The organism is Curtobacterium sp. MCPF17_051 (genome assembly GCF_003234595.1).
In the GTDB taxonomy this organism is placed as follows: domain Bacteria; phylum Actinomycetota; class Actinomycetes; order Actinomycetales; family Microbacteriaceae; genus Curtobacterium; species Curtobacterium flaccumfaciens.
This window is the reverse complement of record NZ_QKSE01000008.1, coordinates 110,449-134,443: the sequence shown is the minus strand read 5'-3', so window position 1 is coordinate 134,443 and position 23,995 is coordinate 110,449. Positions and strand designations below refer to the sequence as shown.

The window sequence follows — 23,995 nt, the reverse complement described above, 5'->3', positions numbered from 1 at the left end:
GGTTCCTTCCGGATCAGGCTTCGACGGAGGCGGCGGTCGGGCTCGCCGCAGTCGCGGCTGCGGGGACGGGGACCGCCGCGGTGGTGGGGACCTCGGCCAGGGTGATCGGCCCGTGCGTCCGGTGACGCCAGCTCGACCACGCCCAGCCGACGAGCAGCACGCCGCCGATGAACAGCAGGGCGCTGTACTGCAGCCACCACGAGGTGCCGGTCAGGTCGTAGATCTCCGGCCGGGGCCAGATGAGGTTGATCGCCATGCCGATCTGGAACGCCACGGCCAGGGCGTTGAGCGGGATGCCCCAGCGACCGAGGGTGAACAGCGGCTTGCCGTCCTCGTCCACCCCGGTCGGCAGCCCCGTGCGCCGGAGCTTGATCCGCTGGACCAGCAGCGGCCCGGTGACCCCGAGGTAGGCCAGGTAGAGCATCGCGATGCACAGGCTCGACAGGGCGGTGAAGATCGCGGACTGCCCGATGTTGACGGCGAGGGCCAGCCCGGCGCCGACCCCGACGACGATCGACGCGGCGATCGGGGTGCCGGTGCGGGGCGAGACCCGGGCGAGGGTGCGGTGGAAGGGCAGTGCCTTCTCGCGGGCCATCGAGTAGACCATCCGGGCTCCGGCGGTCTGCACGGCGAGGGTGCACGCGAAGACCGCGACGGCGACGGTGCAGAGCAGGAGCCGACCGAGGACGTCGCCGAGGGTCGAGGTGATCACCCAGGCGAGACCCTGCGTGGCGAGCTTGCCGTCGGTCAGGCTCGGGGCGGCGACGAGGGCGCCGATGATGAGCAGCCCGCCGCCGAGGCCGGAGACCGTGAGCGCCCGGACGATCGTCTTCGGAGTGGTCCGGCGCGGGTTGTGGGTCTCCTCGGCGAGCTCACCGGCCGAGTCGAAGCCGACCATCACGTACGCGGCCATCAGCGACGACGCCAGGAACGCCCACACGTACGGCTCGGTGCTCGTCGACCCGGTGGTCGTGAACACCACGGACGCGCTGCGGTGCGGCAGGAGGAACAGGGCGCCGATGAGCACGACCACGCCGACGATCTCGATGAGCACGCCGAAGCTCGTCACGCGGGCCATCAGCCGGACGCTCGTGATGTTCACGATCGTCGTCACGGCGAGCATCACCAGACCGAGGACCACCGCGTTCGCGGCACCGGTCGGCGACGCGACGGACGGGTCCGCGCCCGGACCGCCGACGACCTGGAACCCGTCCCAGATCGCGGGGAGCACGGCCTGCACGGCGATGGCCGCCACCGCGACGGTGAGGATCTGGCCGATGATCATCGTCCAGCCGGTGAACCACCCGAACCGGGCTCCGGCCAGGCGGCTCGACCACTGGAAGATCGCGCCGGAGATGGGCCAGCGGGCCGCGAGCTGCGCGAAGTTCAGCGCGACGAGCAGCTGCCCGCCGAAGACGAGCGGCCACGCCCAGAAGAACGCGGCACCGCCGAGCCCGAAGCCGAGTCCGAACAGCTGGAAGACCGTGGTGAGGATCGAGACGAAGGAGAAGCCCGCCGCGAAGGAGGAGAACGAGCCGACCCCGCGGTGGAGTTCCTGCTCGTAGCCGAGGCGGGCGAGCCCCTGGGTGTCGACGTCGGACGTGGCGCGCGGTGCGTGGAGCGGTGCTTGCGGAGAACGCATGACTGCAGACCTTTCGCGGAGTACCTGTCGGGTGACAGGTAGTGCGACAAGTGTCTTGCGGCCCTGTGTCGTCGCCGTTGCCCGTCTGTTTCGAGTGCGTGACGGCAGGCCTCGGCGTGTAAACGTTCCGAGTCGGCGGGCGGATCAGCGGCGGGGGATCACCGGTGGGGGATCACTCGACGTCGACGTCCCGCTTGCCGCGGCGGACGATGAGCGGGTCCGGCTTGCCGATGACGTCGGTGTCCTTGTCCGGGTAGTCGAACTGCGTCAGGAAGTACCGCATCGCATTGAGCCGCGCGCGCTTCTTGTCGTTCGACCGCACGATCGTCCACGGCGCGTAGCGCTTGCTCGTCCGGGTGAACATCGCCGTCTTCGCCTCGGTGTAGTCCTCCCACCGGTCGAGCGACAGCAGGTCGATGTCGGACAGCTTCCACCGCCGCACCGGGTCGAGCTGCCGCATCGCGAACCGTGTCCGCTGCTCGCGCCGGGTCACCGAGAACCAGAACTTCGTCAGGTGGATGCCGGAGTCGACGAGCATCCGCTCGAACTGCGGCACCTGGGTCATGAACGACTCGTACTCGTCGTCGCTGCAGAAGCCCATCACCCGTTCGACGCCGGCACGGTTGTACCAGGAGCGGTCGAACAGGACCATCTCACCGGCGGCCGGCAGGTGCTGCACGTACCGCTGGAAGTACCACTCACCACGCTCGCGCTCGGTCGGCTTGCTCAGTGCCACGACCCGCGAGGTCCGGGGGTTGAGGTGCTCCGTGAACCGCTTGATCGTGCCGCCCTTGCCCGCGGCGTCACGCCCCTCGAAGAGCACGACGACCTTCTGGCCGGTGTCCTCGAGCCAGTACTGGCACTTCAGCAGCTCGATCTGCAGCAGGTACTTCTGGTACTCGTACTCGTCCCGCGGCAGGCGCTCCGAGTACGGGTAGTCGTCCTGCCAGGTGAGCACCGGGTTGCCGTGCGGGTCGATCAGCTCCGGGTCGGCCGTCTGGCCGTCCGCGACGCTGTACCCCTCGGTCCGCAGCTGTTCGATGTACTCCCGCAACGGCTGCGAGTACGGCGCTGTGTCCACGGTGTCCTCCCTCTGCGAGCCGATCGGCTGTCGGCCCCAGGCCATCCTGGCCCGGCCACCCGCACGACCGCCCCATGCCTCGCCCTGGACGCGACCCGACGACGGCCTGGAGGCACGGTGCGGGCCCGCCCCGTGCCTCCCGACCGCATGTGCCCTGTCTCAGGCCATGATGGTGCCATGACGGACCAGGCCGAGATGATCCACCCCGAGATCGCACCGAGCGGAGACGGGTGCGTCGAGTGCGACGCGACCGGCTCGTGGTGGGTGCACCTGCGCCGCTGCGCGGCGTGCGGCCACGTCGGCTGCTGCGACGACTCCCTCAACACGCACGCGACGCGGCACTGGGAGGAGACCGGGCACGCGGTCATCCAGAGCTACGAGCCCGGCGAGACCTGGGCGTGGGACTACCGCGACGACACCCGCTCCGAGGGGCTCGAGCTCGCAGCACCCACCAGCCACCCCGTGACGCAGGCAGTCCCCGGGCCGGCGGATCGCCTTCCCGGGGACTGGTTGGAACTGCTCGGCGGATCACGCTGATCCGCGGCGGTCGTCAGGTCAGACGGCCGCGGTCGCCTCGTCACGGTGCGGGAGCTTCCAGCCCGGACGCACGAAGTGGCAGGTGTAGCCGTGCGGGTTCTTCTCGAGGTAGTCCTGGTGCTCGTCCTCGGCCTCCCAGAACGGGCCGGCCGCGGTGACCTCGGTGACGACCTTGCCGGGCCAGATGCCCGACGCGTCGACGTCCGCGATGGTGTCGAGTGCGACCTGCTTCTGCTCGTCCGAGGTGGTGAAGATGGCCGAACGGTAGCTGCGGCCGATGTCGTTGCCCTGGCGGTCCTTCGTCGACGGGTCGTGGATCTGGAAGAAGAACTCCAGCAGGTCCCGGTACGAGATCTGGGACGGGTCGAAGACGATCTCGACCGACTCGGCGTGGTCGCCGTGGTTGCGGTAGGTCGCGTTCGGCACGTCGCCGCCGGAGTAGCCGACGCGGGTGCTGACGATGCCGGGACGACGACGGAGGAGCTGCTGCGCTCCCCAGAAGCATCCGCCGGCGAGGATGGCGGTCTCGGTGGTGGTCATGGTGGCCTCCTGGGCTCTCGTGTCACTGGCTGCGACACCGTGTGGTGCAACCGGCAACAGGGACGATCTGTTCCCGTCGTCAGGCCCGCTGTGGGGCACGGACCCACCCGGGTGTGCGGTCGGTACGACTCGACCCTACGAGCGGGACCTCGGTGCCAGCTCCCTATTGGTTCCACGCTGCAACTGTCGACCCCTTTGGCCCTTGCTGGTGGTGGTGTCGCAGCAGACGCCTGCGCAAGCTGAGGTGACCGGTGCGGCTCCCGAATGCTGGTGCCGTCGCGCGTGGCGTGATCGCACCCCGGAAGTCGATCGGCTGCCGGACTGGGTTGGAAGGCTGTGCGCATCTATCTACTGACCGGGCCCGAGCCCTATCGGTGCCTGCTATATCGGGTCGGTGCAGCTTGATTCGACCCCCTCATGTGAGGGTGCGGGTGGGGAGGTAGTTCCGTAGCGTGACTTTCTGGTTGCTCGGCGACGGCATGGGGGCGTCATCGCTGGTTGCGGCCTGTTGAGGGGTTCTGCGCGTGTTCGCATCGTCGCTGTCGTCTGTTCGTTCTCGTTGGGTGTTTCTCGCGGTCGTCACGTTGGTGGCGGTGTTCGGGTCGCTGTTGGCGGTGGTGAGCCCGCCTGCTCCAGCGCAGGCGGTGGTGACGGGGGATGGTGGTCAGTTCGTCACGACCACCGGCCGCGTGTTGGACACGCGTGATGGCACGGGTGGGTACTCGACGCCGATGGCGGCGAACAAGAGCCGTACGGTGCAGGTCACTGGCAAGTTCGGTATCCCCGCTGATGCTTCCGCGGTGGTGCTCGCTGCGACGGTGGTGCACCCGGCGAGTCAGGGGCAGCTGTTCGGCCGCGCGGACGCCGATACGCCTGGTGCGTCGCTGATGATGGTGTACGGCGGTGGCGGCCTGGACACCTCGACGAACTCGTCGACCCTCGCGATCGGCGCGGGTGGCAAGGTCACGGTCACGACGGAAACGTCTGTGGACCTGGTCTTGGACGTGCAGGGCTACTACACGTCGACCGACAGTGGTGTCGCGGCCGGTGGGTTCGTGGCCGGGGACGGTTCCTCGCTGGCGAGTTCGGTGTCGGGGTCGCAGATCCCGAAGGCGCAGATCGGGCCGGGCAAGACGGTTCAGATTCAGGTCACCGGCCGGAATGGTGTTCCGGCGGGTGCGTCCGCGGTCGCAGTGAACTTCCTCGTCCTGAGCCGCAATCAGACCAACGGGTACATCACCCCGTACGCCACGGGTGGCACGGTGGGGTCGACGGCGATGAACTACCCGGCGGCGGTGACGTCGTCGATGTCGATGCAGGTGCCGTTGAGCGCGGACGGCAAGATGAGTGTCTACAACCGGGACGGCACGATCGACATGGTCGTCGCGCTGCAGGGCTACTTCACCAAGAGCAACCCGGGTGGCGTGTTCACCCCGGCGGCGGACCGTCTCTACGAATCGAAGAGCACCACTGCTGGGTCCTACGCGGCGAAGGAGACCCGCATCATCAAGATCGCGGGCGTGAAGAGCGTCCCGGAGAACGGCACCGGTGTGTCCGCGGTCGCGGTGACGCTGACCGCGATCCACCCGGGTGCCAATGGCGGTACGGCCACACTGTGGCCGACCGGGGTGAGCCGGCCGAGTTCGATGTACTCGATCACGTTCCCGAAGAACACGATCCGCTCGAACACCGCGATCGTGCCGCTCGGCGCCGATGGCAACATTCAGCTGTATTCCAACGGTCCAGACACGGCGGACTACATCATCGACCTGCAGGGCTACTACAACGCCCTCCCGACGGGGCCGGCGGACACGAACCAGACCGGGCAGCGGACGTCCGCGACCACGCTGCCGTTCCCGATCACCGACCAGACCAACGCCAGCGTCGATGTCGGCACCGGCAACCTGCTCGTGACGACGTCGGCGATGTCGCTGCCGGGTGTGACGCAGAACAGCACGATCGGTGCTGCGTACAACTCGCGGGCGAAGAACGTCGCGGACAGCACCACGATGAACGCCAACCGGTGGCAGTACGCCCTCGCCGGTGCCGGGAATCTCACCTCCAACGGTGACGGTGTGGTCTACACCGACGCCGTTGGCACGGCGTGGCAGTTCAGCCCCGGAACGACGGTCGGCACGTACACGTCCCCGGCGGGGCTGCAGCAGACCCTCACGAAGGTCGACAACAGTACGACGCATGAGTACACGTTGAAGGGGTGGACGTCGAACTCGACCACGCACTTCAACCTCGCCGGGCAGCCGACCTCGATCGTGGATCGGAACCAGAACCAGGTCAGCTTCAACACTTCCGACGGGTACGCGCTCACCTCGCTCGTCTCCACCGCGGGCACGACCGGTGCGCGGACGGCGAACTCGTCCTACGCCAACGGGGTGCAGACCTTCTCGCAGACCAGCGGCTCGAGCACGCGGAGCGTGTCGTGGGCGAAGAGCGCCGCGGGCGACATCACCACGTACACGGACGCGACGGGTGCGAAGACGACCTTCGCGTACACGAACGGCGACCTGGCCTCGATCACGGCGCCGACGGGCGGGGTGACGACGTTCACGTACGACTCGTCCGACCGGGTCACGCAGGTCCAGCAGCGCAACACCACTGCTGGCTCGCCGGGTACCGCGGTCACCCGGTTCTCCTACGCGGATGACACGACGACGCAGGTCGCTGACCCGCGGTCGGATCAGTCGGCGACGGTCGCTGCCGCGAAGCACACGACGTACACGCTCGATGGCAACGACCTCGTAACAAAGGCCGTTGACCCGGCAAAGCGTGAGCGTTCCAAGACGTACAACCCGGCGAACAACGGGGTCGCGACGTCGCAGGTCGGCGCTGACGGAGCTGCCGGTACCGGCACGACGACGAACAAGTATGACAAGAACGACGGCCAATCGCTGACGCAGTCCCAGTCCAGCTCCGGATCGACATCGACAACGGACTACGCATCAGGCGCGGCGACGGCGTACCTGCCGTCGAAGGTGACCTCGAGCTCGAAGACGTCGACCAGCATCGGCTACGACGGTGTCGGCAACCAGACGTCCTCGCAGTCCGGTAGTGATCCCGCGGCCATGGCCGAGGTGACGTACAACAAGAAGGACGACGGCGACAAGTACGCGTGGGGTGCGGTGAAGACCGCGACCGCCCCAGGCAACAGCGGCAACCCGACGGTGTACGCGTACGACACGAACAACCAGCTCGGCTCGATCACCCCGCCCACCGGCACCAGCCTCGGGGCGCAGAAGTACGCCTACGACGACTTTGGCCGGGTGAAGAACCACACCGACGGTGGCGGTGGCGTCACCACGTACACGTACGACAACGACGACCGGCTCCTGACGACGGAGTTCGACGACGGCACCGCGACGGTGACGAACACGTACGACGGCAACGGGAACCGTCTCACCGAATCCTCCGCGACGGGGACGGTCACGAACACGTACGACCAGCGGAACCGGCTCACCTCCACGGTGAACACCGCGGGCGGCGGCACCGTGTCCTACGGCTACGACCTCGCCGGGAACACTGTCAAGGTCACCGATGAACAGGGCACCGTGACGCACGAGTACGACGCATCCGAGGTGCTCAACGCGACGACGTACCCGACGAACTCCGGCACGGCGAAGCAGCTGTACAAGACCGATGACCACGGCCGCCGCACGGATACCTGGCTCAACGCGACGCCGAACGCGGACCCGGCGAAGGACCCCGAGGTGTGGGCGGTGCACCAGAAGTTGACCTACGACAAGTCCAGCAAGGTCACCCGTGTCCAGGCGTCAGCCGACAGTTCCGCTCCGAAGGTCATTGTCGACACCACGTACTGCTACCTCGAGGGTGTCGGCGTCGGTTCGGCGTGCACGGCGACGGATGGGAAGAACGACCGCGATCGGCTGCAGTGGCTGAAGGACAACATCAGCGAGCAGACCACCGAATACGACTACACCACCAAAGCCTCAGACGGCACCACTTCAAACACGACCCGTCTGCAGAAGGCGACCCAGGCCGGCGGCGACACGAACAGCACCTGGACGTACACGTACGACTCAGCGGGAAACCGGCTCACCGAGACCGTGACCGGGGACCGCAGCACGTCGCAGGCGTTGAAGTTCAACGCGGTCGGGCAGATCACCAACGATGGGTACTCCTACGACGGCACCGGCAACATGACCACCGCACCGGGTGCCACGTTTACGTACAACGGCGCCCAGCAGATGACGTCGTCAACGAAGGACGGGAAGAAGACCACCTACACATACGCCGGCGCGGACATGACGCGCCTCCTGTCGCAGCGAACCGAAGACGGCGCCGAGTACCGGTACACGTACGGCAAGGGCCTCACCTCCCGCGAAGTCGTTGATAGCGGCGTTGCCTCAGTGCTCGCCGACCCGACAACCGGGCAGCCGCTGAACCTGCGGACCACGGACGGCACCACGTCGATGTGGGTTCTCGACGGCATCGGTAACCCTGCTGCTGCGATCGCTGACACCGGGGAGAAGGCGTACACCGTCAGCTACGACCCGTACGGGACAGAAGTAGTGACGTCCGGCGAGACCACTCAGCAGTGGAAGCAGAACCCTTTCGGCTTCAAGGGCGGCATCCGCGCCGGCGAGGACAACAGCCTCACCAAGTTCGGCTATCGCTGGCAGACGGCGACGACAGGTGGTTGGACGCAGCGCGATACCCTCGATGCACCCCTCGACCCAAGCAATGCCAACCGCTACGCATACGCAGCAGACGATCCAATCAACGGCAGCGATCCTTCCGGTCGCGCCTGGGTTGGGCCTTCGTTCAACGTCTGTGCTTTCATCTGCGGCAACGTTGGCGTCAGTTTCAACGACAAGGGCATCGGCGTGACCTATGGTTGGGGACTCGGCCCGCGTGCATCGGCATCCTTCAGTGTTCAGGGTGGCCCCGGCGGGAACACTAATAGCGACAGCACTTCCATCAGTGCAGACGCCGCGTATGGTGGGGGCATCGTCGGCAACGCAAGCCATGAGACCGGTTCTAGTTTGGGCTCGGGCTGGAGCGGATCCGGTGGGATCGAGGTCGGCGCAGGCTGGGGTATCTCGGTAGGGCGTCAGTACCAAACACAGTTTGACATTGGATAAGTATGTGGATACCAGGGTTTTTTCTCGGTCCGGCAGTAATCATCGTTGGGATTGTATTGCTTGTAATCCCGAGCAAAGCAGCACAATTCTTCCAGTCCGCCTCACGCCTTAACAGGGATGCGCATCCTGAGCGATTCTCCCCTGGAGTGCTCATTGCGCCGGCAATTGGTGCGATTCTGATTGGAATTGCGGTGCTTCTGATTACGATTTTCCTCAAGCCGAGCTAATCGCTGAAGTATTCTCAAGGGAGAGCGCCTCGTATTAAAGGGGCACTCTCCCTTGACCTCGCTAGTTGCGAAGTCATCGGCGGCATCGGCGGCATCGACCGGTACAAGAACGGACTCCGCTCCAGCAACACCGACACCGGGCTCACCAAATTTGGCTACCGCTGGCAATCCAGCACCACTGGTGGATGGATCGACCGCGACACCCTCGACGCACCCCTCAGCCCTTCCAACGCCAACCGATACGCGTTCGCAGGAGCGGACCCGATCAACTCCTCGGATCCCTCAGGTAGGTCTGTCGCCGGTGCCGCTGCTAGTGGTGTGGTGAACGGTCTCGGCGTGGCTGCCGGCGCGGTAATCTGTGCGTCTACTGGCGGGCTCGGGTGCCTTCTTGGGGGCGTTGCGGTGGGGGTCGCCTTTGGTGCGGCTGGGGGTGTTGCATCCGAAGCTGTTGAAGGTGGTTCGAATTACGGCCAGAGCGCGCTCGAGGGAGCGGTGGAAGGTGGAGTATCGGGTCTCGTCGGAGGCGGACTCGGAGTTGCTGCGACACGTTTCCTACCCACGAGGCTCTAGGGAGATATTGCCGTGAACGTGACCCTGTTCTGGTTGATCTGGGCAGCATTGGTAGTTGTGGCTGTGTTTGGCCTGTTCCTAATTCTGCTCAGCGCGAGGCACACTGTACGAGCTGAGGGCTTTGGGCGAGTCAGGATGCATCGCGGGCCGGGTGCTTCCGCTTATTGGTCAGGAATGGCGATCCTGGTCGCCGATGTGGTTCTCATATTCGTATTCGCTTACGCATTCTCTGCGTGAACGAGCACCTCCCCGATCCCTCTAACGGTGCAGGGAAGGGTGCAGGCGCATGGAGTCGCATCTCGTGAGTCTACGGTTACGAGGCGTCTCGTCCGTGCTGTGGTCGAACGCGTCAGACCGGTGGGGTTCCGTAGCAATGCGATCTCGCAACTGTGTGTCGCAAGCCGCTCGCTCGATTGTTGTGTTCGACGTTGGTTGCGAGACAGGACCCGTTATGGGCTGAAGCTGATCGGGTACGCGGAGCGACCAGGCGGCACGAAGCAGCTCGCCAGGAACGGTGCGAACGCACGACGGGTGAGGCTCGCCCGTGATTCGGCATGTGCCGACCGGAGGCGCGGTACCAGTGGGCACCGCGCCTCCAGTCCGGGGTGGGCCGGTGTCAGCTCGCGGTGTCCTCGAGCGCGGCGAGCGCGGCCACGTCCTCGGCGGCGAGCACGAAGTCGACGTCGGCGTTCTCGGCGATGCGCGCCGGGGTCGTGGACTTCGGCAGGGGCAGGACGTCCTTCTCGAGCAGGTAGCGGATCGCGACCTGGGCGACGGTCTTGTCGTACTTCGCGGCGATCTCGGCGATCTGCTCGTTCTCGAGCAGGCCACCGGTGGCGAGCGGGGAGTAGCCCTCGGTCAGGATGTCGTGCTCGCGGTCGAAGGCGGTCGTCTCGTCCTGGGTGTTGCCGATGAACCAGCGGATCTGGTTGGCGTGCGGGACGACGTCCGTGCGGCCGAGCAGGTCCTCGAGGTCGGCGACGGCGAAGTTCGAGACACCGATGCTCTTGGTGCGGCCGGCGTCGTAGAGCTCCTCGAAGACCTTCCAGACCTCGACGTTGCCGTCGCGGTGGTCGGAGCCCATGTCGCTCCACGGCCACGGCGCGTGGATCAGGTACAGGTCGACGTGTCCGAGGTCGAGGTTGTTGCTCGACTCCTCGAAGGCGTCGCGGGCGCCCGAGGCCGTCTTGATCTCGGCCGGCAGCTTCGTGGTGATGAAGAGTTCGTCGCGGGGGATGCCGCTGTCGCGGACGGCCTCGCCGACGCTCGCCTCGTTGCCGTACGCCAGGGCGGTGTCGATGTGGCGGTAGCCGAGGTCGAGGGCGGTCTTCGTCGCGTCGTACGCGTCGGAGCCGGACGGGATCTGCCACGTGCCGAAGCCGATCTTCGGGATGTGCAGACCGTTGGACAGTGTGAACGTGTCGATGAGTGCGGGCATGCAGCGGACAGTACGCCGCAACCACACAGCGTTCCGAGGGGCTGCCGGGTTGCATGGCGCCCACCTCGAACGGACGGAAGGACGCCCCCATGCCCCTGAACCCCACCGTGCACGACCGGAAGACCGGTGTCACCCCGCCCGGAGCAGCCGGCGGCTTCGAGCTCGCCCTGCTCGACCGCGGTGCCGATCTGCTGCAGACCTCGGCGCCGCTGCGGGGCTTCGACGTCTACGTGGTCGGCTTCCACTGCGTGAAGGGCGAGCCCGACGTGCAGATGGAGGCGCACCACTTCTGCAAGGTGGTGAACGCCGAGATGCTGCAGTGCGTGCTCTTCGACGGCAACACCGCCGACGCGAACCTGATCGGCATCGAGTACATCGTGTCCGAGCGGCTGTTCGACTCCCTGCCCGAGGACGAGCAGGCGTCGTGGCACCCGCACAACCACGAGGTGTTCTCCGGCGAACTCGTCGCTCCGGGCCTGCCGATCGCGGTGGAGACCGAGCTGATGGGGCACCTGGTGAACTCGTACGGCAAGACGTGGCACACCTGGCACAGCACCCCGATGGGATCGCAGCCCGCACACGACCTGCCGATCGGCGATCCGATGCTCATGTGGTCGTTCAACCGCGAGGGGGAGGTGGACAGCGCACTGCAGCAGGACCGGAACCAGGCGATGCGCACCGATCCGGAACCGCGCAAGGAGTCGCGGGCGAAGTACCTGGACCGCGCCCACCCGCAGCGCGGTGTCGGCGCGATGCGCGACGCCTTCACCGGCACGACCCCGACCCCGGGTGTCGTCGACGCTGACGACGGACGCCCCTGACGACGGACGGGAGGCCCGTGGCGGTGTCGCCACGGGCCTCCCGTCCGGTGTGTGCTGTGGTTCAGCGCGCGGTGCGCGTCCCGATCCGCGGCAGGACGAAGCCGAGCACGATCATCGCGACCGCGAGGAACGCGTGCAGGACGTTGTCGGCGCTGTTGAGCGGCACGAAGTTGGCGGGGTCTGCCATGCCGGCGGTGAACAGGCCGTAGACGAAGAGCACCAGGTAGACGATGCCGCCGACGAGCAGGTACAGGCGGGCGGAGGCGGCGCGGCGGGCGGCGACCAGGCCGACGATGCCGAAGAGCAGGTGCACGATGTTGTGCAGGACGGACACCTGGAACGTGCCCAGGAGCAGGGCCATCGAGCTGTGGCCGGCCATCGACATCGAGCCCATGTCCATGGTGAGGCCGGGGATGAAGCCGGCGATGCCGACGATCAGGAAGACGACACCGAAGACGAACGCGCCCCGCTGGGTCCACGTCGAACCGGAGGCGGTGCGTGCGGTTGCTGCGCTGCTGGTCATGATCAGCCCTCTTTTCTGTACACGCCGCACTGTGCGGCACACATGACATTCGGAGCGCTTCCGCGGTCGGTTTGCAGTCTCGTGCGCTGATGCGTTCGGGGGACAGTGACCCTGTGCCTCCGTGCACGAGCGCTGCCTACCGTCCACGGCACACCACGACGAGAGGAAACACCATGGCAAGTGGAGTCGCAGCAGTCTGGGTCCCGGTCAGCGACATGGAGCGCGCCGTCGCGTTCTACCGCGACACGCTCGGTCTCACCGTCAAGGACCAGTCCGACGACTGGAGCGAGATCGACGCCGGCGGCCTGATGATCGGCCTGAACGGGCGCGAGTCCGCCAGCCAGGCGAGCGACGGCGGCGCCGTCGTGTCGTTCCAGCCGGACGGCAGCATCGAGGACGAGGTCGCCGCGCTCAAGGAGCGCGGCGCGGACATCCAGGGCGAGATCAGCGAGCACCCGTGGGGCAAGATCATCCCCTTCAAGGACAGCGAGGGCAACGACCTGCAGCTCTACTCGCCCCCGCAGGGCTGACCCAGCCGGGTGCGGGACGCACCCATGGACGGACGGGAGGCCCGTGGCGACGCCGCCACGGGCCTCCCGTGGCGTTCCGTGGCCGGCTACGCGGACCCGCGCCAGACGACCTCCGTCGGCAACAGCAGACCGCGTGGACCGTCGTCGGTGCCGCCGATCTGCTCGAGGACCTGGTGCGCCGCCTGCTCGCCGAGCAGGCGCGCCGGCTGCCGCACCGTCGACAGCTGCGGGTCGCACCGCAGCGCCCAGGCACTGTCGTCGAAGCCGACCACGCCGACGTCGCCGGGGACACTCCGGCCGTTGCGCTGCAGCACGTCCATGGCACCGGCGGCGACCGCGTCGGACGCGGCGAACACCCCGTCGATGTCCGGGGCTCGCTCGAGCAGCTCGCGCATGCCCTCGGCGCCGGCGGTGTAGCTGAACAGGGGGTTCCGGGCGACGAGGTCGGGGTCGAAGCGCTCGCCGAGTGCCGCGGTGAACCCCGCCAGACGGTCCTGGCCGGAGTCGCGGTCGAGTCCCGAGGCGAGCATCCCGATCCGTCGTCGACCGGTGTCGATCAGGCGCCGGGTGATCTGCTCGGCTGCGGCGCGGTTGTCGATGCCGATGTACGAGATGTTCGCGGCGTCGGACGGGTGCCCGACGAAGCACGCGGGCATGCCGATCTCCTCGATCGCGCCGGTGATCGGGTCGCCGTCGCGGGCGGACAGCACGATGGCGCCGTCGACGAACCCGCCGCGCAGGTACTCGACCACGCGTTCGCTGTCGCGGGCGGAGTCGACCATGATCGTGACGAGCTGCTGGTCGGCGTCGGACAGCACGGCGTTCGTGCCGATCAGGATGTTGCCGATGTTGGGGTCGTCGAGCACCACGACAGAGGGTTCGTGGACGATGAGCGCGATCGCCCCGGATCGCCGGGTGACCAGGCTGCGGGCTGCGGCGCTGCGCACGTAGCCGACGCGTCGGACGGCGTCCTGCACGGCCTCGCGCGCCTTGGGCGACACGTACGGCTCGTCGTTCAGCACCCGTGAGACGGTGCCGCGCGACATCCCCGCTTCGTCGGCGACGTCCTGGATCGTGGCGCGCTGACGAGCGGATCGGACCTCGGACATGGGGCAACCATATCCGGCGCCGAGGAGCCCTCGGAACGCCTCGCAGTTGACAGGGTGCAGCCGCTGGTGTTTGATCTGGGAGCGCTCCCAGAAATCTCCGGCCCCGATCGTCCGGTGCGGACTGGGAGCGCTCCCAGAACACTGGGTGGCCTTCGCCGTCGAAGGGGTCGCACGCGACCGAGGCGGCCGGGGTCGCCCCGATCAGCGAGGATCCCCGTGATGACCACCACCCTGCCGACGACCGCCACCGGCGCGCTCGGCCTCGGCTCGACGGGCCTCGCGTTCGGGTGCGACTACAACCCCGAGCAGTGGGACCCCGAGGTGTGGGTCGAGGACGTCCGGCTCATGCGTACGGCCGGCGTGAACCTCGTCGCGATCAACGTCTTCGGCTGGTCGCACGTCGAGCCCCGGCAGGGTGAGTACGACTTCGCCGCGCTCGACACCGTCATCGAGCTGCTGCACGGCGCAGGCATCGGGATCGACCTGGGCACCGGCACCGCCTCGACGCCGCCGTGGCTCACCACCCGGTACCCCGAGGTCCTGCCCGTCGTCGCCGACGGCACCACCCGCTGGCCCGGTGGCCGCCAGGCGTTCTGCCCGAGTTCCCCGGTCTACCGCGAGCACGCCCTCGCCCTGGTCCGCGCGACCGCCGAGCGCTACGGCGACCACCCCGCCGTGCGGCTCTGGCACGTGTCGAACGAGCTCGGCTGCCACAACGCGCACTGCTACTGCGACGTCTCCGCCCAGGCCTTCCGCGGCTGGTTGCAGGCCCGGTACGGCACGGTCGACGCACTCAACGCCGCCTGGGGCACCTCGTTCTGGAGCCAGCGCTACTCCGCGTGGGAGCAGGTGCTGCCGCCCCGCGCGACGCTGTCGTTCACGAACCCCGCGCAGACCATCGACTTCGACCGGTTCTCGTCCGACGAGCTCCTCGGTCACCACCGTGCCGAGGCCGCCGTCCTGCGCGAGCTGAGCGACAAGCCCGTCACGACGAACTTCATGGTCGCCGCGCACATCACGGCGCTCGACTACTGGTCGTGGGCCGGCGACATGGACGTCATCGCGAACGACCACTACCTGGACCACCGCCTGCCCCGGCCGCACGTCGAGCTCGCCTTCGCCGCCGACACCACCCGTGGCCTGGCCGGCGGCGCCCCCTGGCTGCTCATGGAGCACTCGACGGGTGCCGTCAACTGGCAGCCGCACAACGTCGCGAAGGCCCCGGGCGAGATGCTCCGGAACACGGCGGCGCACATCGCCCGCGGTGCCGACGGCGTCTGCTTCTTCCAGTGGCGTGCGTCGGTGCAGGGCAGCGAGAAGTTCCATTCCGCGCTGCTGCCGCACGCCGGCACCGAGTCGCGCACGTGGCACGACGTGGTCGCGCTCGGCGCCCTGGTCGAGCGGCTCGGCGAACTGCGCGGGTCCCGCGTGGTCGCCGACGTCGCGCTCGTGTTCAGCTGGGAGAACCAGTGGGCGGCCGACCTCGAGGCCCACCCAAGCACCGCGCTCCGCTACCTGGAGCAGGTCCACGCGTTCCACGCCGCGCTCTGGGACCTCGGCGTGACCGTCGACGTCGTCGCCCCCGGGGCACCGCTCGACGGGTACGCGCTCGTCGTCGTCCCCGAGCTGTACCTGGTCCGCGACGAGCACGCGGCCGTCATCGCCGACCACGTCGCCGGCGGCGGGCACGCGATCGTCAGCTGCTTCAGCGGCATCGTCGACGAGCGCGACCGGGTCCGCACCGGCGGCTACCCGGGCGCCTTCCGCGACCTGCTCGGCGTGCGGGTGGACGAGTTCCTCCCGCTCGCCGCGGACGCCACGATCGCGCTGTCCGACGGCACGACCGGCAGCGTCTGGTCGGAGCCGGTCGAGCTGCGCGGTGCGACGAGCGTCGTCGACTACGCCGAGGGCTCGCTCGCCGGCCGCCCGGCCGTCACCCGCAACGAGCACGGCGCCGGGACCGCCTGGTACACGTCCACGGTGCTCGACGCCGGTGCGCTGGGCGGCTTCGTCCACCGCGTCCTCGACGAGGCCGGGGTGCGCGCCGACCCCGCCGTCCGCCCCGGACTCGAGGTCGTGCGTCGCCGGGACGACACCCACGAGTGGGTCTTCCTGCTGAACCACTCCGACCGCACCGTCGAGCACCACGAGGTCGGCCACGAGCTCGTCGCCGACCGCCCCGTCACCGGGACCACCGCCATCGCCCCCGGCGGGACCCAGATCATCCGCACCGACAGGAACCGCTCATGACCACCACCGCACAGTCGCCCAGCGCGACCCGACGACGCCGGGGCGGCGGGTTCCGCTACCGCCGCGCGATCGCGATCTTCGTCCTGCCGTTCGCCGTCCTGTTCACGGCGTTCTACCTGGTCCCCATCCTCTACGCCGTGTGGGAGTCGCTGCAGAAGATCGAGCGGCAGGGCACGTTCGGCGCCCCGACGCAGGTCTTCGGCGGTCTGAGCCAGTACGCCCTGGTGTTCCAGGACGGCGAGTTCTGGAGCTCGGTGCTCCGCGTGCTGCTGTTCGGTGTCGTGCAGGTGCCGGTGATGCTCGGGCTCGCGCTCCTGTTCGCCCTGCTGCTCGACTCCCCGCTGCTGCGCGGCAAGCGGTTCTTCCGCCTGGCGTTCTTCGCGCCGTACGCGGTGCCCGGCGTCATCGCCGCGATCATGTGGGGCTACCTCTACGCCCCCGACCTGTCGCCGTTCTCCGCGGTGACCTCGCGGGTCGACCTGCTGGGCGGCAGCACCGTGCTGTGGGCCGTCGCCAACGTCGTGACCTGGGTCTACGTCGGCTACAACATGCTCATCATCTACTCGTCGCTCCTCGCGATCCCCGCCGAGGTGTACGAGGCGGCGAAGCTCGACGGTGCGTCCCAGCTCCGGATCGCCCTGTCGATCAAGATCCCGCTCGTGGTGCCGGCCATCGTCCTCACCGCGGTGTTCTCCGTCATCGGCACGCTGCAGCTGCTGACCGAGCCGACCGTGTTCCGCCAGTTCACCTCGACCATCTCGTCGACCTTCACGCCGAACATGCTCGTCTACTCGACGTCCTCGGTGCCGAACTTCAACCTCGCCGCGGCGTTCTCGGTCGTCCTCGCCGTCGCCACGTTCGTCCTGTCGATCGGGTTCCTCCGACTGCCCCAGCGGAAGGCCGCCGAATGACCGTCAACGCCCCGTCCCCAGGTGACCTCGTCCGCGACGTCGGCCGACCGCTCGAGCCGAACCGGGCCTCCCGTCCCCACCAGCGCGGAGCGCGCGGTCCCCGTGAGAGCGTCATCTCGCGCAGCGCCGCGATGATCGTGATGGGGGTCTTCACCCTCTACTTCCTGCTGCCGATCTTCTGGCTGCTGGTCTCGTCCACCAAGACCGCCGCGAACTTCAACTCGACGTTCTCGCTGTGGTTCAGCGCCACCTCGGTGCAGGACTTCTCCGGCAACCTCGTCGAGCTGTTCACGCGGCAGGACGGCATCTACCTGCGCTGGCTGCTGAACAGCATCGCCTACGCGGGGGTCGCCGGCCTGCTCGGCACCGTGCTCTCCGCGATGTGCGGGTACGCCCTGGCCAAGTACCGGTTCCGCGGCCGCGAGGTGCTGTTCAACGTGTTCCTCGGCGGCGTGCTCGTGCCGGCGACCGCCCTGGCCCTGCCGCTGTTCCTCATCTTCAGCCAGGTCGACCTGACCGACACGTTCTGGTCGGTGTTCCTGCCGAGCATCGTCAGCCCGTTCGGCGTCTACCTGTCGCGGTTGTTCGCGGCGTCGAGCGTGCCGGACGAGATCATCGAGGCCGCCCGCATCGACGGCTCCGGCGAGGTCCGGACGTTCTTCACCGTGGCGGTGCGGCTCATGTCGCCCGCGCTCGTGACGATCTTCCTGTTCCAGTTCGTCGCCGTCTGGAACAACTTCTTCCTGCCGCTCGTGATGCTCCGCGACTCGTCGCTGTTCCCCGTCACCCTCGGCCTCTACACGTGGAACTCGAGCGTGAACCAGTACCCGGACCTGCGCACCCTCGTGCTCATCGGGTCGTTCGTCTCGATCATCCCGCTGCTCATCGCCTTCCTGAGCCTGCAGCGCTTCTGGCGCTCCGGCCTCGGCTCCGGCGGCCTGAAGTAGCCCCTCGACCCGCACCCCTTCCCGCACCAGTTCTCCCCACACCACATCCGAACGGAAACAGCATGAAGACAACGAAGTTCCTCAGCGTCGCCGCGATCGCCGTGGCCGCCACCGTGGCCCTCGTCGGCTGCAGCACCGGCGGCAGCAGCAGCGGCGGCGGCGGATCCGACACCGCGGCCGCCAGCTGCAAGCCCTCGGACGGCAAGGTCACCCTCGACTTCACGACCTGGGTGCCGAACATGGACAAGGTCGTCGCGATCTGGAACAAGGCCAACCCGGACATCCAGGTCAAGGTCTCGATCGTCGCGAACGGCAACAGCGGCACCTACCAGAACTTCTTCAACCAGCTGAAGGCCAAGCAGGCGCCGGACATCGGCCAGGTCGAGTACGACACCCTGCCGGCGTTCCGCGTGCAGGGCGGCCTCGAGGACATCGGCGCGTGCGCCGGCATCAGCGACGCGAAGAAGGACTTCTCCGACGGCCTGTGGAACCAGGTGACCTTCGGTGAGTCGAAGTCGGTCTACGCGGTGCCGCAGGACTCCGGTCCGATGGCGCTGTACTACCGCAAGGACCTGTTCGAGAAGGCCGGTCTCGACGCCCCGAAGACGTGGGAGGAGTACGCCGAGGACGCCGTCAAGATCAAGGCGCTCGGCGGCAACATCACCAACTTCGCCAAGGGTGACGTCAACCAGTTCGCGGGGCTCGTCTCGCAGGCCGGTGGCCAGTGGTTCGAGAACTCGGGCCAGGACTGGAAGGTCAACCTGAACGACGACGCGTCGAAGAAGGTCGCCGACTACTGGCAGGACCTGATCGACAAGAAGCTCGTCAACACCCTGCCGAGCTTCACCGACCAGTGGAACAGCGCCTACGACAGCGGCAAGGACTGGACCTGGGTCTCCGCGGTCTGGGGTGCGAACACCATCTCGAGCGGTGCGCCGTCGACCTCGGGCAAGTGGGCCGTCGCGCCGATGCCGCAGTGGGAGTCCGGCGAGACCAAGTCAGCCGCCTGGGGCGGTTCGTCGAACGTCGTCTTCGCGGGCAGCGAGCACCCGGCCGAGGCGTCGAAGTTCCTGGTCTGGCTGAACACCTCGACCGAGGCGCTCTCCGCACTGAACAAGGAGGCCAACCTGTACCCGGCCTCGACCACCGGCGCCGACCTGCCGGCCCTGACCGAGGGGCTCGACTTCTACGGCGGCCAGAAGATCTACGAGGAGTTCGCCACCGCGGCGAAGGACATCCAGCCCTTCACCTGGGGCCCGACGATGACGCAGACCTACTCGGACGTGTCCGACGGCTTCGGGCAGGCGGCGTCCGGCTCGGGCACGTTGGCCGAGGCGCTCGAGTCGGGCCAGTCCAAGACCATCGCGGCGCTCAAGGCGCAGTCGATCCCGGTCAAGGGCTGACGGACGGCGGCTGACGTCGCGCGGTCCACGCGCTGACAGCGGACAGGAGGCCCGTGGCGGGATCGCCACGGGCCTCCTGTCGCGTCTCGGGTCGGTTCCAGCCCTACGCGACCGCGATCTCGTTGGGCACGCCCGGCAGTTCGTCGCTCGAGGCGATGACCTTGCCGGTGGTCAGGTCGACCGCGTGGACCTTCTGCTCGGCGGTGTCGGTGACGTAGGCGACGTCGCCCTCGACCTTCAGGGCCGGGTGGGCGTCCTGCCACTCGGCCGGGCCCTCCCACGCGTCGATCACCGGGTACGACTCCAGCTGCTCGCCGGTGGTCTCGTCGAAGGTGTGCAGCGCGCCGTCGGAGCCGAGCACGACGGCCTCGTCGCCGGGGCCGCGGGCCAGGTCGCGGAAGGTGAAGCCGACGCCGTCGGGCATGTCGGCGACGGTGTACTCGCCCGAGGCCGCGTCGATCAGGGCGATCTGGTCGAGCAGGTAGCCCTCGCTGTCGGGGTCGTCGTTGTAGTCGCCGACCGCGACGGACGAGTCCTCGGTGGTGAACAGGTTGCCGGTGCGGCCGTACTCGGTCGGGGCGTCGATCTTCTCGAACGCGCCGTCGTCGTAGACCAGGGCGCCGTCGGTGCAGCCGAACACCGCGACCTCACCCGTGACCGCACCTTCGCCGTGCACGTCGGGGCACTCCTCGGACCGGGCGATCTCCTCGCCGTCGGCGTCCAGGGCGCGCACGCCGGACCGGCTCTCCTCGGTGCCGATGGTCGTCAGGAGCGTGCCGTCCTCGAGCTCGATCGCGACGCCGTGGTGGGCGGCCTCGGACTTCGTCGTCTCGACCTCGGGCAGGTCGGCGCCGTCGAGCTCGGTGTGGTCGAACGTCGTCACGTCGCCGGTGCCGTCGGCGAACAGTGCGGTGGTGTCGCCGTGGACGACCGCGTGGCCGCCGGTGTCGGCGGGGAACACCGCGTTGGTCAGGGCCGGCTCGGCCTGCGTGTCGAGGACCCGGAAGCCCTCGGGCACGGTGACGAGCACGTGGCGTCCGTCACCGGCCGGGTTGACCCGGGTGAAGCCGTCGATCGCGTCGTCGGCCACGACCTGCAGGTCCTGGTCGAGGACGAGGAGGCCACCGTCGTAGGTCAGGGTGATGCGGGTCCCGTCGGCCTTCGGGGTCGCAGTGTCGTCGGACCCGGCGTCGGCGGTGTTCGTCGCGCAACCGGTCAGGGCCAGGGCGGCGGCGCCGAGCAGGGCGGCGGGCCACACGGCCCGGAGCGTCTTCGTGTTCGTCATGCCGGTCACTGTATTGATTCTCATTCTCAATTACCAGTCGACAGGCCGTCGACGATGGCCTCGGTGTTCGAGCGCATCATGCCGAGGTAGGTGGAGGCGTCGCCGTCCTCGGTGAGGGACTCCGTCGCCAGCGGGCGGATCTCGACGTGCAGGTCGACCTCTTCCGCGAGCACCGCGGCCAGTCGCGCGGGCTGCGAGGCGTCGGCGAAGATCGTCCGGACTCCCGCCCCGTCGATCGCGGCGACCAGGTCGCGCAGGTCGGCGGCGCTCGGGGAGGCCAGGGTGGTCCCGCTCGGGATCACCGCCCCGACGACCCGGAACCCGTAGTGGTCGGCCAGGTAGCCGAACACGTGGTGGTTCGTGACGAGCGCCCGGCGTTCCTCGGGGACGGCACGGAACGCGGTCGTCATCGTGTCGTCCAGGTCGCGGAGCTCGTCCAGGTAGGCGTCGGTGCCGGTCGGCTCGATCCCGGCGTCGCGCAGGTCCTGGTCCAGGGCCTCGACCACGTCGACCATCCGGGCGGGGTCGGTCCAGAAGTGCGGGTCGGGCCCGCTGTCGTCCTCGGTGGTCCACTCCAGCGGGTCGAACGCGTCTCCGGCGGTGGAGACCGGCACGCCGTCCTCGGCCGCCGCCGCGACGTGGCGGGCGACCCCTTCTTCGAGCCCGAGCCCGTTCTCGACCACCAGGTCGGCGCTCCGCAGCCGGGCGGCTTCCTGCGCGGAGACCTCGAACGAGTGGGGGTCGGCGCCCGGGGGCATGAGGACCATGACGTCGGCCTGGTCCCCGACGACTTCGCGGACGACGTCGCCGAGGATGTTCGTGGTGACCGCGACGAGGGGGCGGTCGGAGCCGGTGGTGGTGCACCCGGTGGCGACGAGGGCGACGGTCGCGGCGACGAGGCCCGCGACCAGGGTGCGCCGTGCGGCTCTGGTGGTCCTGGTGGCCCTGGTGCCCGTCACAGCCCGACCTCGGCGAAGGCGACGGGGGCGACGGGGAGCTCGATCGTGCGGGCGACCCGGGCGCCGTCGGCGAAGTCGATCTCGTGCACGGTGCCGTCCGCGGGGTCGGCCAGGTAGGCACGCTGGGCGTCGACCTGCAGCAGCGGTGCGGGGTCGTCGGGGCCGGCCTCGAACAGCGGCTCGGTCGTGGCGACCTTCCCCGTCGAGGCGGTCACGACGACCACCCGCCCGGAGTCGTCGACCCCGACCACGTGCTCGTCCTCGTCGTCCACCGCGACCACGGTGCGCAGGGGCCGATCGGTCGGCACGAGGCGCCAGGAGCCCTGTCGCACGTCGAGCAACCAGAACCCGGTGGTGTCCGCCAGGCCGGCGACGGTGGGCCGGCCGGCGCGTGCGTCGAAGGCCGGCGGGCGCTCGGCGCCGCCGGGCAGGTCGACGAACGAGGTCTCGCCGGCGTCGTCCACCACGACCGCTCCGTCGGCGCAGCCCACGACGGCACCGGCGCGGGTGACGATCCCGCCGGCGGGGTCGGTGCAGGTCTGCGCGGTGTCGGCGGCGTCGGTCGCGTCGCCGTCCGGGTCGAGCACGCGGACCGTGTCGCCGTCGGCCGCCACGAGCTGCTCGCCCATCGGCAGCAGGACGCTCGCGTCGATCCGTGCGGTCTCGTCGACCTCGCCCTGGCCCAGTGCCTGGCGGTCGAGCACGACGGCCTCGGCCCGGTCCGGCCAGGTGATCGTCGTCATGGTCTCGGACGAGTGCACCTCGACCCGGCCGCCGCCGTCGATGGTGCCGACGGTGCGCGGTTCCGCGGCGTAGTAGTGCGTGTGGTCGCCGTGGTCGACCGTCCATGACCCGCCGTCGATGATCGTCGTGCGGTCGCCGTCGCTCGTCACGAGGAACCGGCCGTCGGTCGCCGAGTGCTCCGGTGTGTCCACGTCATCGAGTTCGGCGGTCTCCTCGGTGAGCAGGTCGTGCAGCGCGGTCGCGCCGGTCGCCGACACGGCCAGCAGGCGCACCTGGGGTTCCTGGGACTCGCTCGCGCCCGCCACGTAACCGTGCGGGCGGGTGGTGCCGGTCGAGCTGTCGGCCGACGGGGTGCCCGTGGAACAGGCGGTGACGGTGAGGGCCAGGCCGGTGGCGAGGCCGATGGTGGACAGGAGGCGCGCGGGGGCGCGGCTGGTGGTCGAGTGCTTCATGCTCCCTCTCGAGACGGTGCGGTGGATCGTGGTGCTGCCGGCGCGGCCGCGCGGGCCGGTGTGGGGATCGGGGTGCGCCGCAGGACGACGACGGCCAGGGCGCGCGAGACCACCACGCTGCCGACGGCGACCGCGGCGATGCTCGCGCCGGCGGCGGTGCCGGCGTGCCAGGAGACGAGCAGGCCGACGAGCACGGCGGCGGCACCGATGCCGGCGCCGAGGACCATCGTCGAGGCCACGTGCCGGGTCCAGGCGCGGGCGGCGGCGGCTGGCGCGAGCAGCAGGCCCACGACGAGCAGGGTGCCGACGGCCCGGTACGAGGCGACGACCGCCAGGGTGACGAGCCCGATGAGCACGACCTCGGCCAGGCGTGGGTGCAGTCCGAGCGTCGTGGCCTTGCGGGTGTCGAACGCCAGCGCGGTGAAGGGTCGGTGGAACGCCACGGCGACGGCCAGGGCCACGGCTGCGGCGATCGCGAGGCCGCCGACGTCGGCCCGGGTCACGGCGAGGACGTCGCCGAACAGGATGGCGGTGACGTCGGTGGCGAACGACCGCGAGGACGACACGATGATCACGCCGAGCGCGAGCATCCCGACGAAGAGCAGGCCGATCGAGGTGTCGTACGACAGCCGGGCACGACGTCGCAGTGCCCCGACGCCGAGCACCATCACGCCCGCGCTGACCGCGGCGCCGAGCACCGGCGGGATCCCGGTCAGGGTGGCGATCGCGACGCCGGGCAGCATGCCGTGCGAGAGTGCCTCGCCCAGGAACGCCATGCCCCGGACCAGCACCCACGTGCCGACCACGGCGCAGAGGACCGCCGCCAGGGAACCGCCGACCAGGGCGCGCACCATGAAGTCGACGGAGAACGGATCGGTCAGCCAGGTCACGGTCCGAGACGCTACATGA

Annotated in this window: 19 protein-coding genes; 9 read left to right on the top strand and 10 right to left on the bottom strand. The window is 68.9% G+C overall.

Going from position 1 to position 23,995, the window contains the following annotated elements; genetic code table 11:
* Positions 1-13 precede the first annotated feature (13 nt).
* Both DEJ35_RS08100 and ppk2 read right to left on the bottom strand, forming a co-directional pair.
* Positions 14-1,642 carry an APC family permease gene (locus tag DEJ35_RS08100; protein ID WP_111090099.1) on the bottom strand — a complete coding sequence of 543 codons (1,629 nt, stop codon included), beginning with the start codon at positions 1,640-1,642 and terminating at the stop codon, positions 14-16.
* A gap of 172 nt (positions 1,643-1,814) precedes the next feature.
* Entirely contained in the window at positions 1,815-2,768 is a 954-nt protein-coding gene (ppk2, locus tag DEJ35_RS08095) for a polyphosphate kinase 2 (protein ID WP_110858540.1), read from the bottom strand.
* 132 nt (positions 2,769-2,900) lie between these two features.
* Between ppk2 and DEJ35_RS08090 the strand changes: the two genes are divergently transcribed.
* Complete coding sequence (locus DEJ35_RS08090; protein ID WP_071404761.1) at positions 2,901-3,260, top strand: UBP-type zinc finger domain-containing protein; 360 nt, start codon at positions 2,901-2,903, stop codon at positions 3,258-3,260.
* A gap of 18 nt (positions 3,261-3,278) precedes the next feature.
* On the opposite strand, the gene msrA is transcribed toward DEJ35_RS08090, so the two are convergent.
* A complete protein-coding gene (msrA, locus tag DEJ35_RS08085) occupies positions 3,279-3,800 on the bottom strand; it encodes a peptide-methionine (S)-S-oxide reductase MsrA (protein ID WP_110858541.1) in 522 nt (173 codons plus the stop codon).
* A gap of 692 nt (positions 3,801-4,492) precedes the next feature.
* On the opposite strand from msrA, the gene DEJ35_RS08080 reads away from it, so the two are divergent.
* Complete coding sequence (locus DEJ35_RS08080) at positions 4,493-8,917, top strand: RHS repeat domain-containing protein (protein WP_146244766.1); 4,425 nt, start codon at positions 4,493-4,495, stop codon at positions 8,915-8,917.
* A gap of 230 nt (positions 8,918-9,147) precedes the next feature.
* The gene (locus DEJ35_RS17705) at positions 9,148-9,714 is read left to right on the top strand and encodes an RHS repeat-associated core domain-containing protein (RefSeq protein ID WP_111192556.1); all 567 of its coding nucleotides are present in this window, start codon (positions 9,148-9,150) and stop codon (positions 9,712-9,714) included.
* Between the two features lie 616 nt (positions 9,715-10,330).
* On the opposite strand, the gene DEJ35_RS08070 is transcribed toward DEJ35_RS17705, so the two are convergent.
* The gene (locus DEJ35_RS08070; RefSeq protein WP_111090104.1) at positions 10,331-11,152 is read right to left on the bottom strand and encodes an aldo/keto reductase; all 822 of its coding nucleotides are present in this window, start codon (positions 11,150-11,152) and stop codon (positions 10,331-10,333) included.
* A gap of 89 nt (positions 11,153-11,241) precedes the next feature.
* Between DEJ35_RS08070 and DEJ35_RS08065 the strand changes: the two genes are divergently transcribed.
* Positions 11,242-11,973 carry an OBAP family protein gene (locus tag DEJ35_RS08065; RefSeq protein WP_110858544.1) on the top strand — a complete coding sequence of 244 codons (732 nt, stop codon included), beginning with the start codon at positions 11,242-11,244 and terminating at the stop codon, positions 11,971-11,973.
* A gap of 61 nt (positions 11,974-12,034) precedes the next feature.
* Here DEJ35_RS08065 and DEJ35_RS08060 read toward each other — a convergent pair whose 3' ends face one another.
* Positions 12,035-12,496: a DUF4383 domain-containing protein gene (locus tag DEJ35_RS08060; RefSeq protein ID WP_110863530.1), complete on the bottom strand. Its 462-nt coding sequence runs from the start codon at positions 12,494-12,496 to the stop codon at positions 12,035-12,037.
* 173 nt (positions 12,497-12,669) lie between these two features.
* On the opposite strand from DEJ35_RS08060, the gene DEJ35_RS08055 reads away from it, so the two are divergent.
* Positions 12,670-13,026, top strand: a complete 357-nt coding sequence (locus DEJ35_RS08055; protein WP_027467232.1) for a VOC family protein — start codon at positions 12,670-12,672, stop codon at positions 13,024-13,026.
* 86 nt (positions 13,027-13,112) lie between these two features.
* Here DEJ35_RS08055 and DEJ35_RS08050 read toward each other — a convergent pair whose 3' ends face one another.
* A complete protein-coding gene (locus DEJ35_RS08050) occupies positions 13,113-14,135 on the bottom strand; it encodes a LacI family DNA-binding transcriptional regulator (protein WP_111192533.1) in 1,023 nt (340 codons plus the stop codon).
* Between the two features lie 219 nt (positions 14,136-14,354).
* Here DEJ35_RS08050 and DEJ35_RS08045 point away from each other — a divergent pair, with 219 nt between their 5' ends.
* The 4 genes from DEJ35_RS08045 (at position 14,355) to DEJ35_RS08030 (ending at position 19,646) form a co-directional block, all read left to right on the top strand.
* Complete coding sequence (locus DEJ35_RS08045; protein ID WP_258378449.1) at positions 14,355-16,385, top strand: beta-galactosidase; 2,031 nt, start codon at positions 14,355-14,357, stop codon at positions 16,383-16,385.
* Positions 16,382-17,296, top strand: coding sequence for a carbohydrate ABC transporter permease (locus DEJ35_RS08040; protein ID WP_111192531.1), 915 nt, complete (start codon positions 16,382-16,384; stop codon positions 17,294-17,296). The genes DEJ35_RS08045 and DEJ35_RS08040 overlap by 4 nt, the downstream gene beginning before the upstream one ends.
* Entirely contained in the window at positions 17,293-18,243 is a 951-nt protein-coding gene (locus DEJ35_RS08035; RefSeq protein ID WP_258370265.1) for a carbohydrate ABC transporter permease, read from the top strand. The genes DEJ35_RS08040 and DEJ35_RS08035 overlap by 4 nt, the downstream gene beginning before the upstream one ends.
* Positions 18,244-18,305: 62 nt before the next feature.
* Positions 18,306-19,646 (top strand): ABC transporter substrate-binding protein, encoded by a 1,341-nt coding sequence (locus DEJ35_RS08030; protein WP_111192530.1) that lies wholly within the window; start codon positions 18,306-18,308, stop codon positions 19,644-19,646.
* 103 nt (positions 19,647-19,749) lie between these two features.
* On the opposite strand, the gene DEJ35_RS08025 is transcribed toward DEJ35_RS08030, so the two are convergent.
* The 4 genes from DEJ35_RS08025 to aztB are packed head-to-tail and all read right to left on the bottom strand — an operon-like array spanning position 19,750 to position 23,976.
* Positions 19,750-20,931 (bottom strand): hypothetical protein, encoded by a 1,182-nt coding sequence (locus DEJ35_RS08025; protein ID WP_181435544.1) that lies wholly within the window; start codon positions 20,929-20,931, stop codon positions 19,750-19,752.
* 26 nt (positions 20,932-20,957) lie between these two features.
* Complete coding sequence (locus tag DEJ35_RS08020; RefSeq protein ID WP_111192528.1) at positions 20,958-21,890, bottom strand: metal ABC transporter substrate-binding protein; 933 nt, start codon at positions 21,888-21,890, stop codon at positions 20,958-20,960.
* Positions 21,887-23,086 carry an ABC transporter gene (locus DEJ35_RS08015; protein WP_111192527.1) on the bottom strand — a complete coding sequence of 400 codons (1,200 nt, stop codon included), beginning with the start codon at positions 23,084-23,086 and terminating at the stop codon, positions 21,887-21,889. Before DEJ35_RS08015 ends, DEJ35_RS08020 begins: the two co-directional genes overlap by 4 nt.
* Positions 23,083-23,976, bottom strand: coding sequence for a zinc ABC transporter permease AztB (gene aztB, locus DEJ35_RS08010; RefSeq protein ID WP_111192526.1), 894 nt, complete (start codon positions 23,974-23,976; stop codon positions 23,083-23,085). The genes DEJ35_RS08015 and aztB overlap by 4 nt, the downstream gene beginning before the upstream one ends.
* Positions 23,977-23,995: the final 19 nt, after the last annotated feature.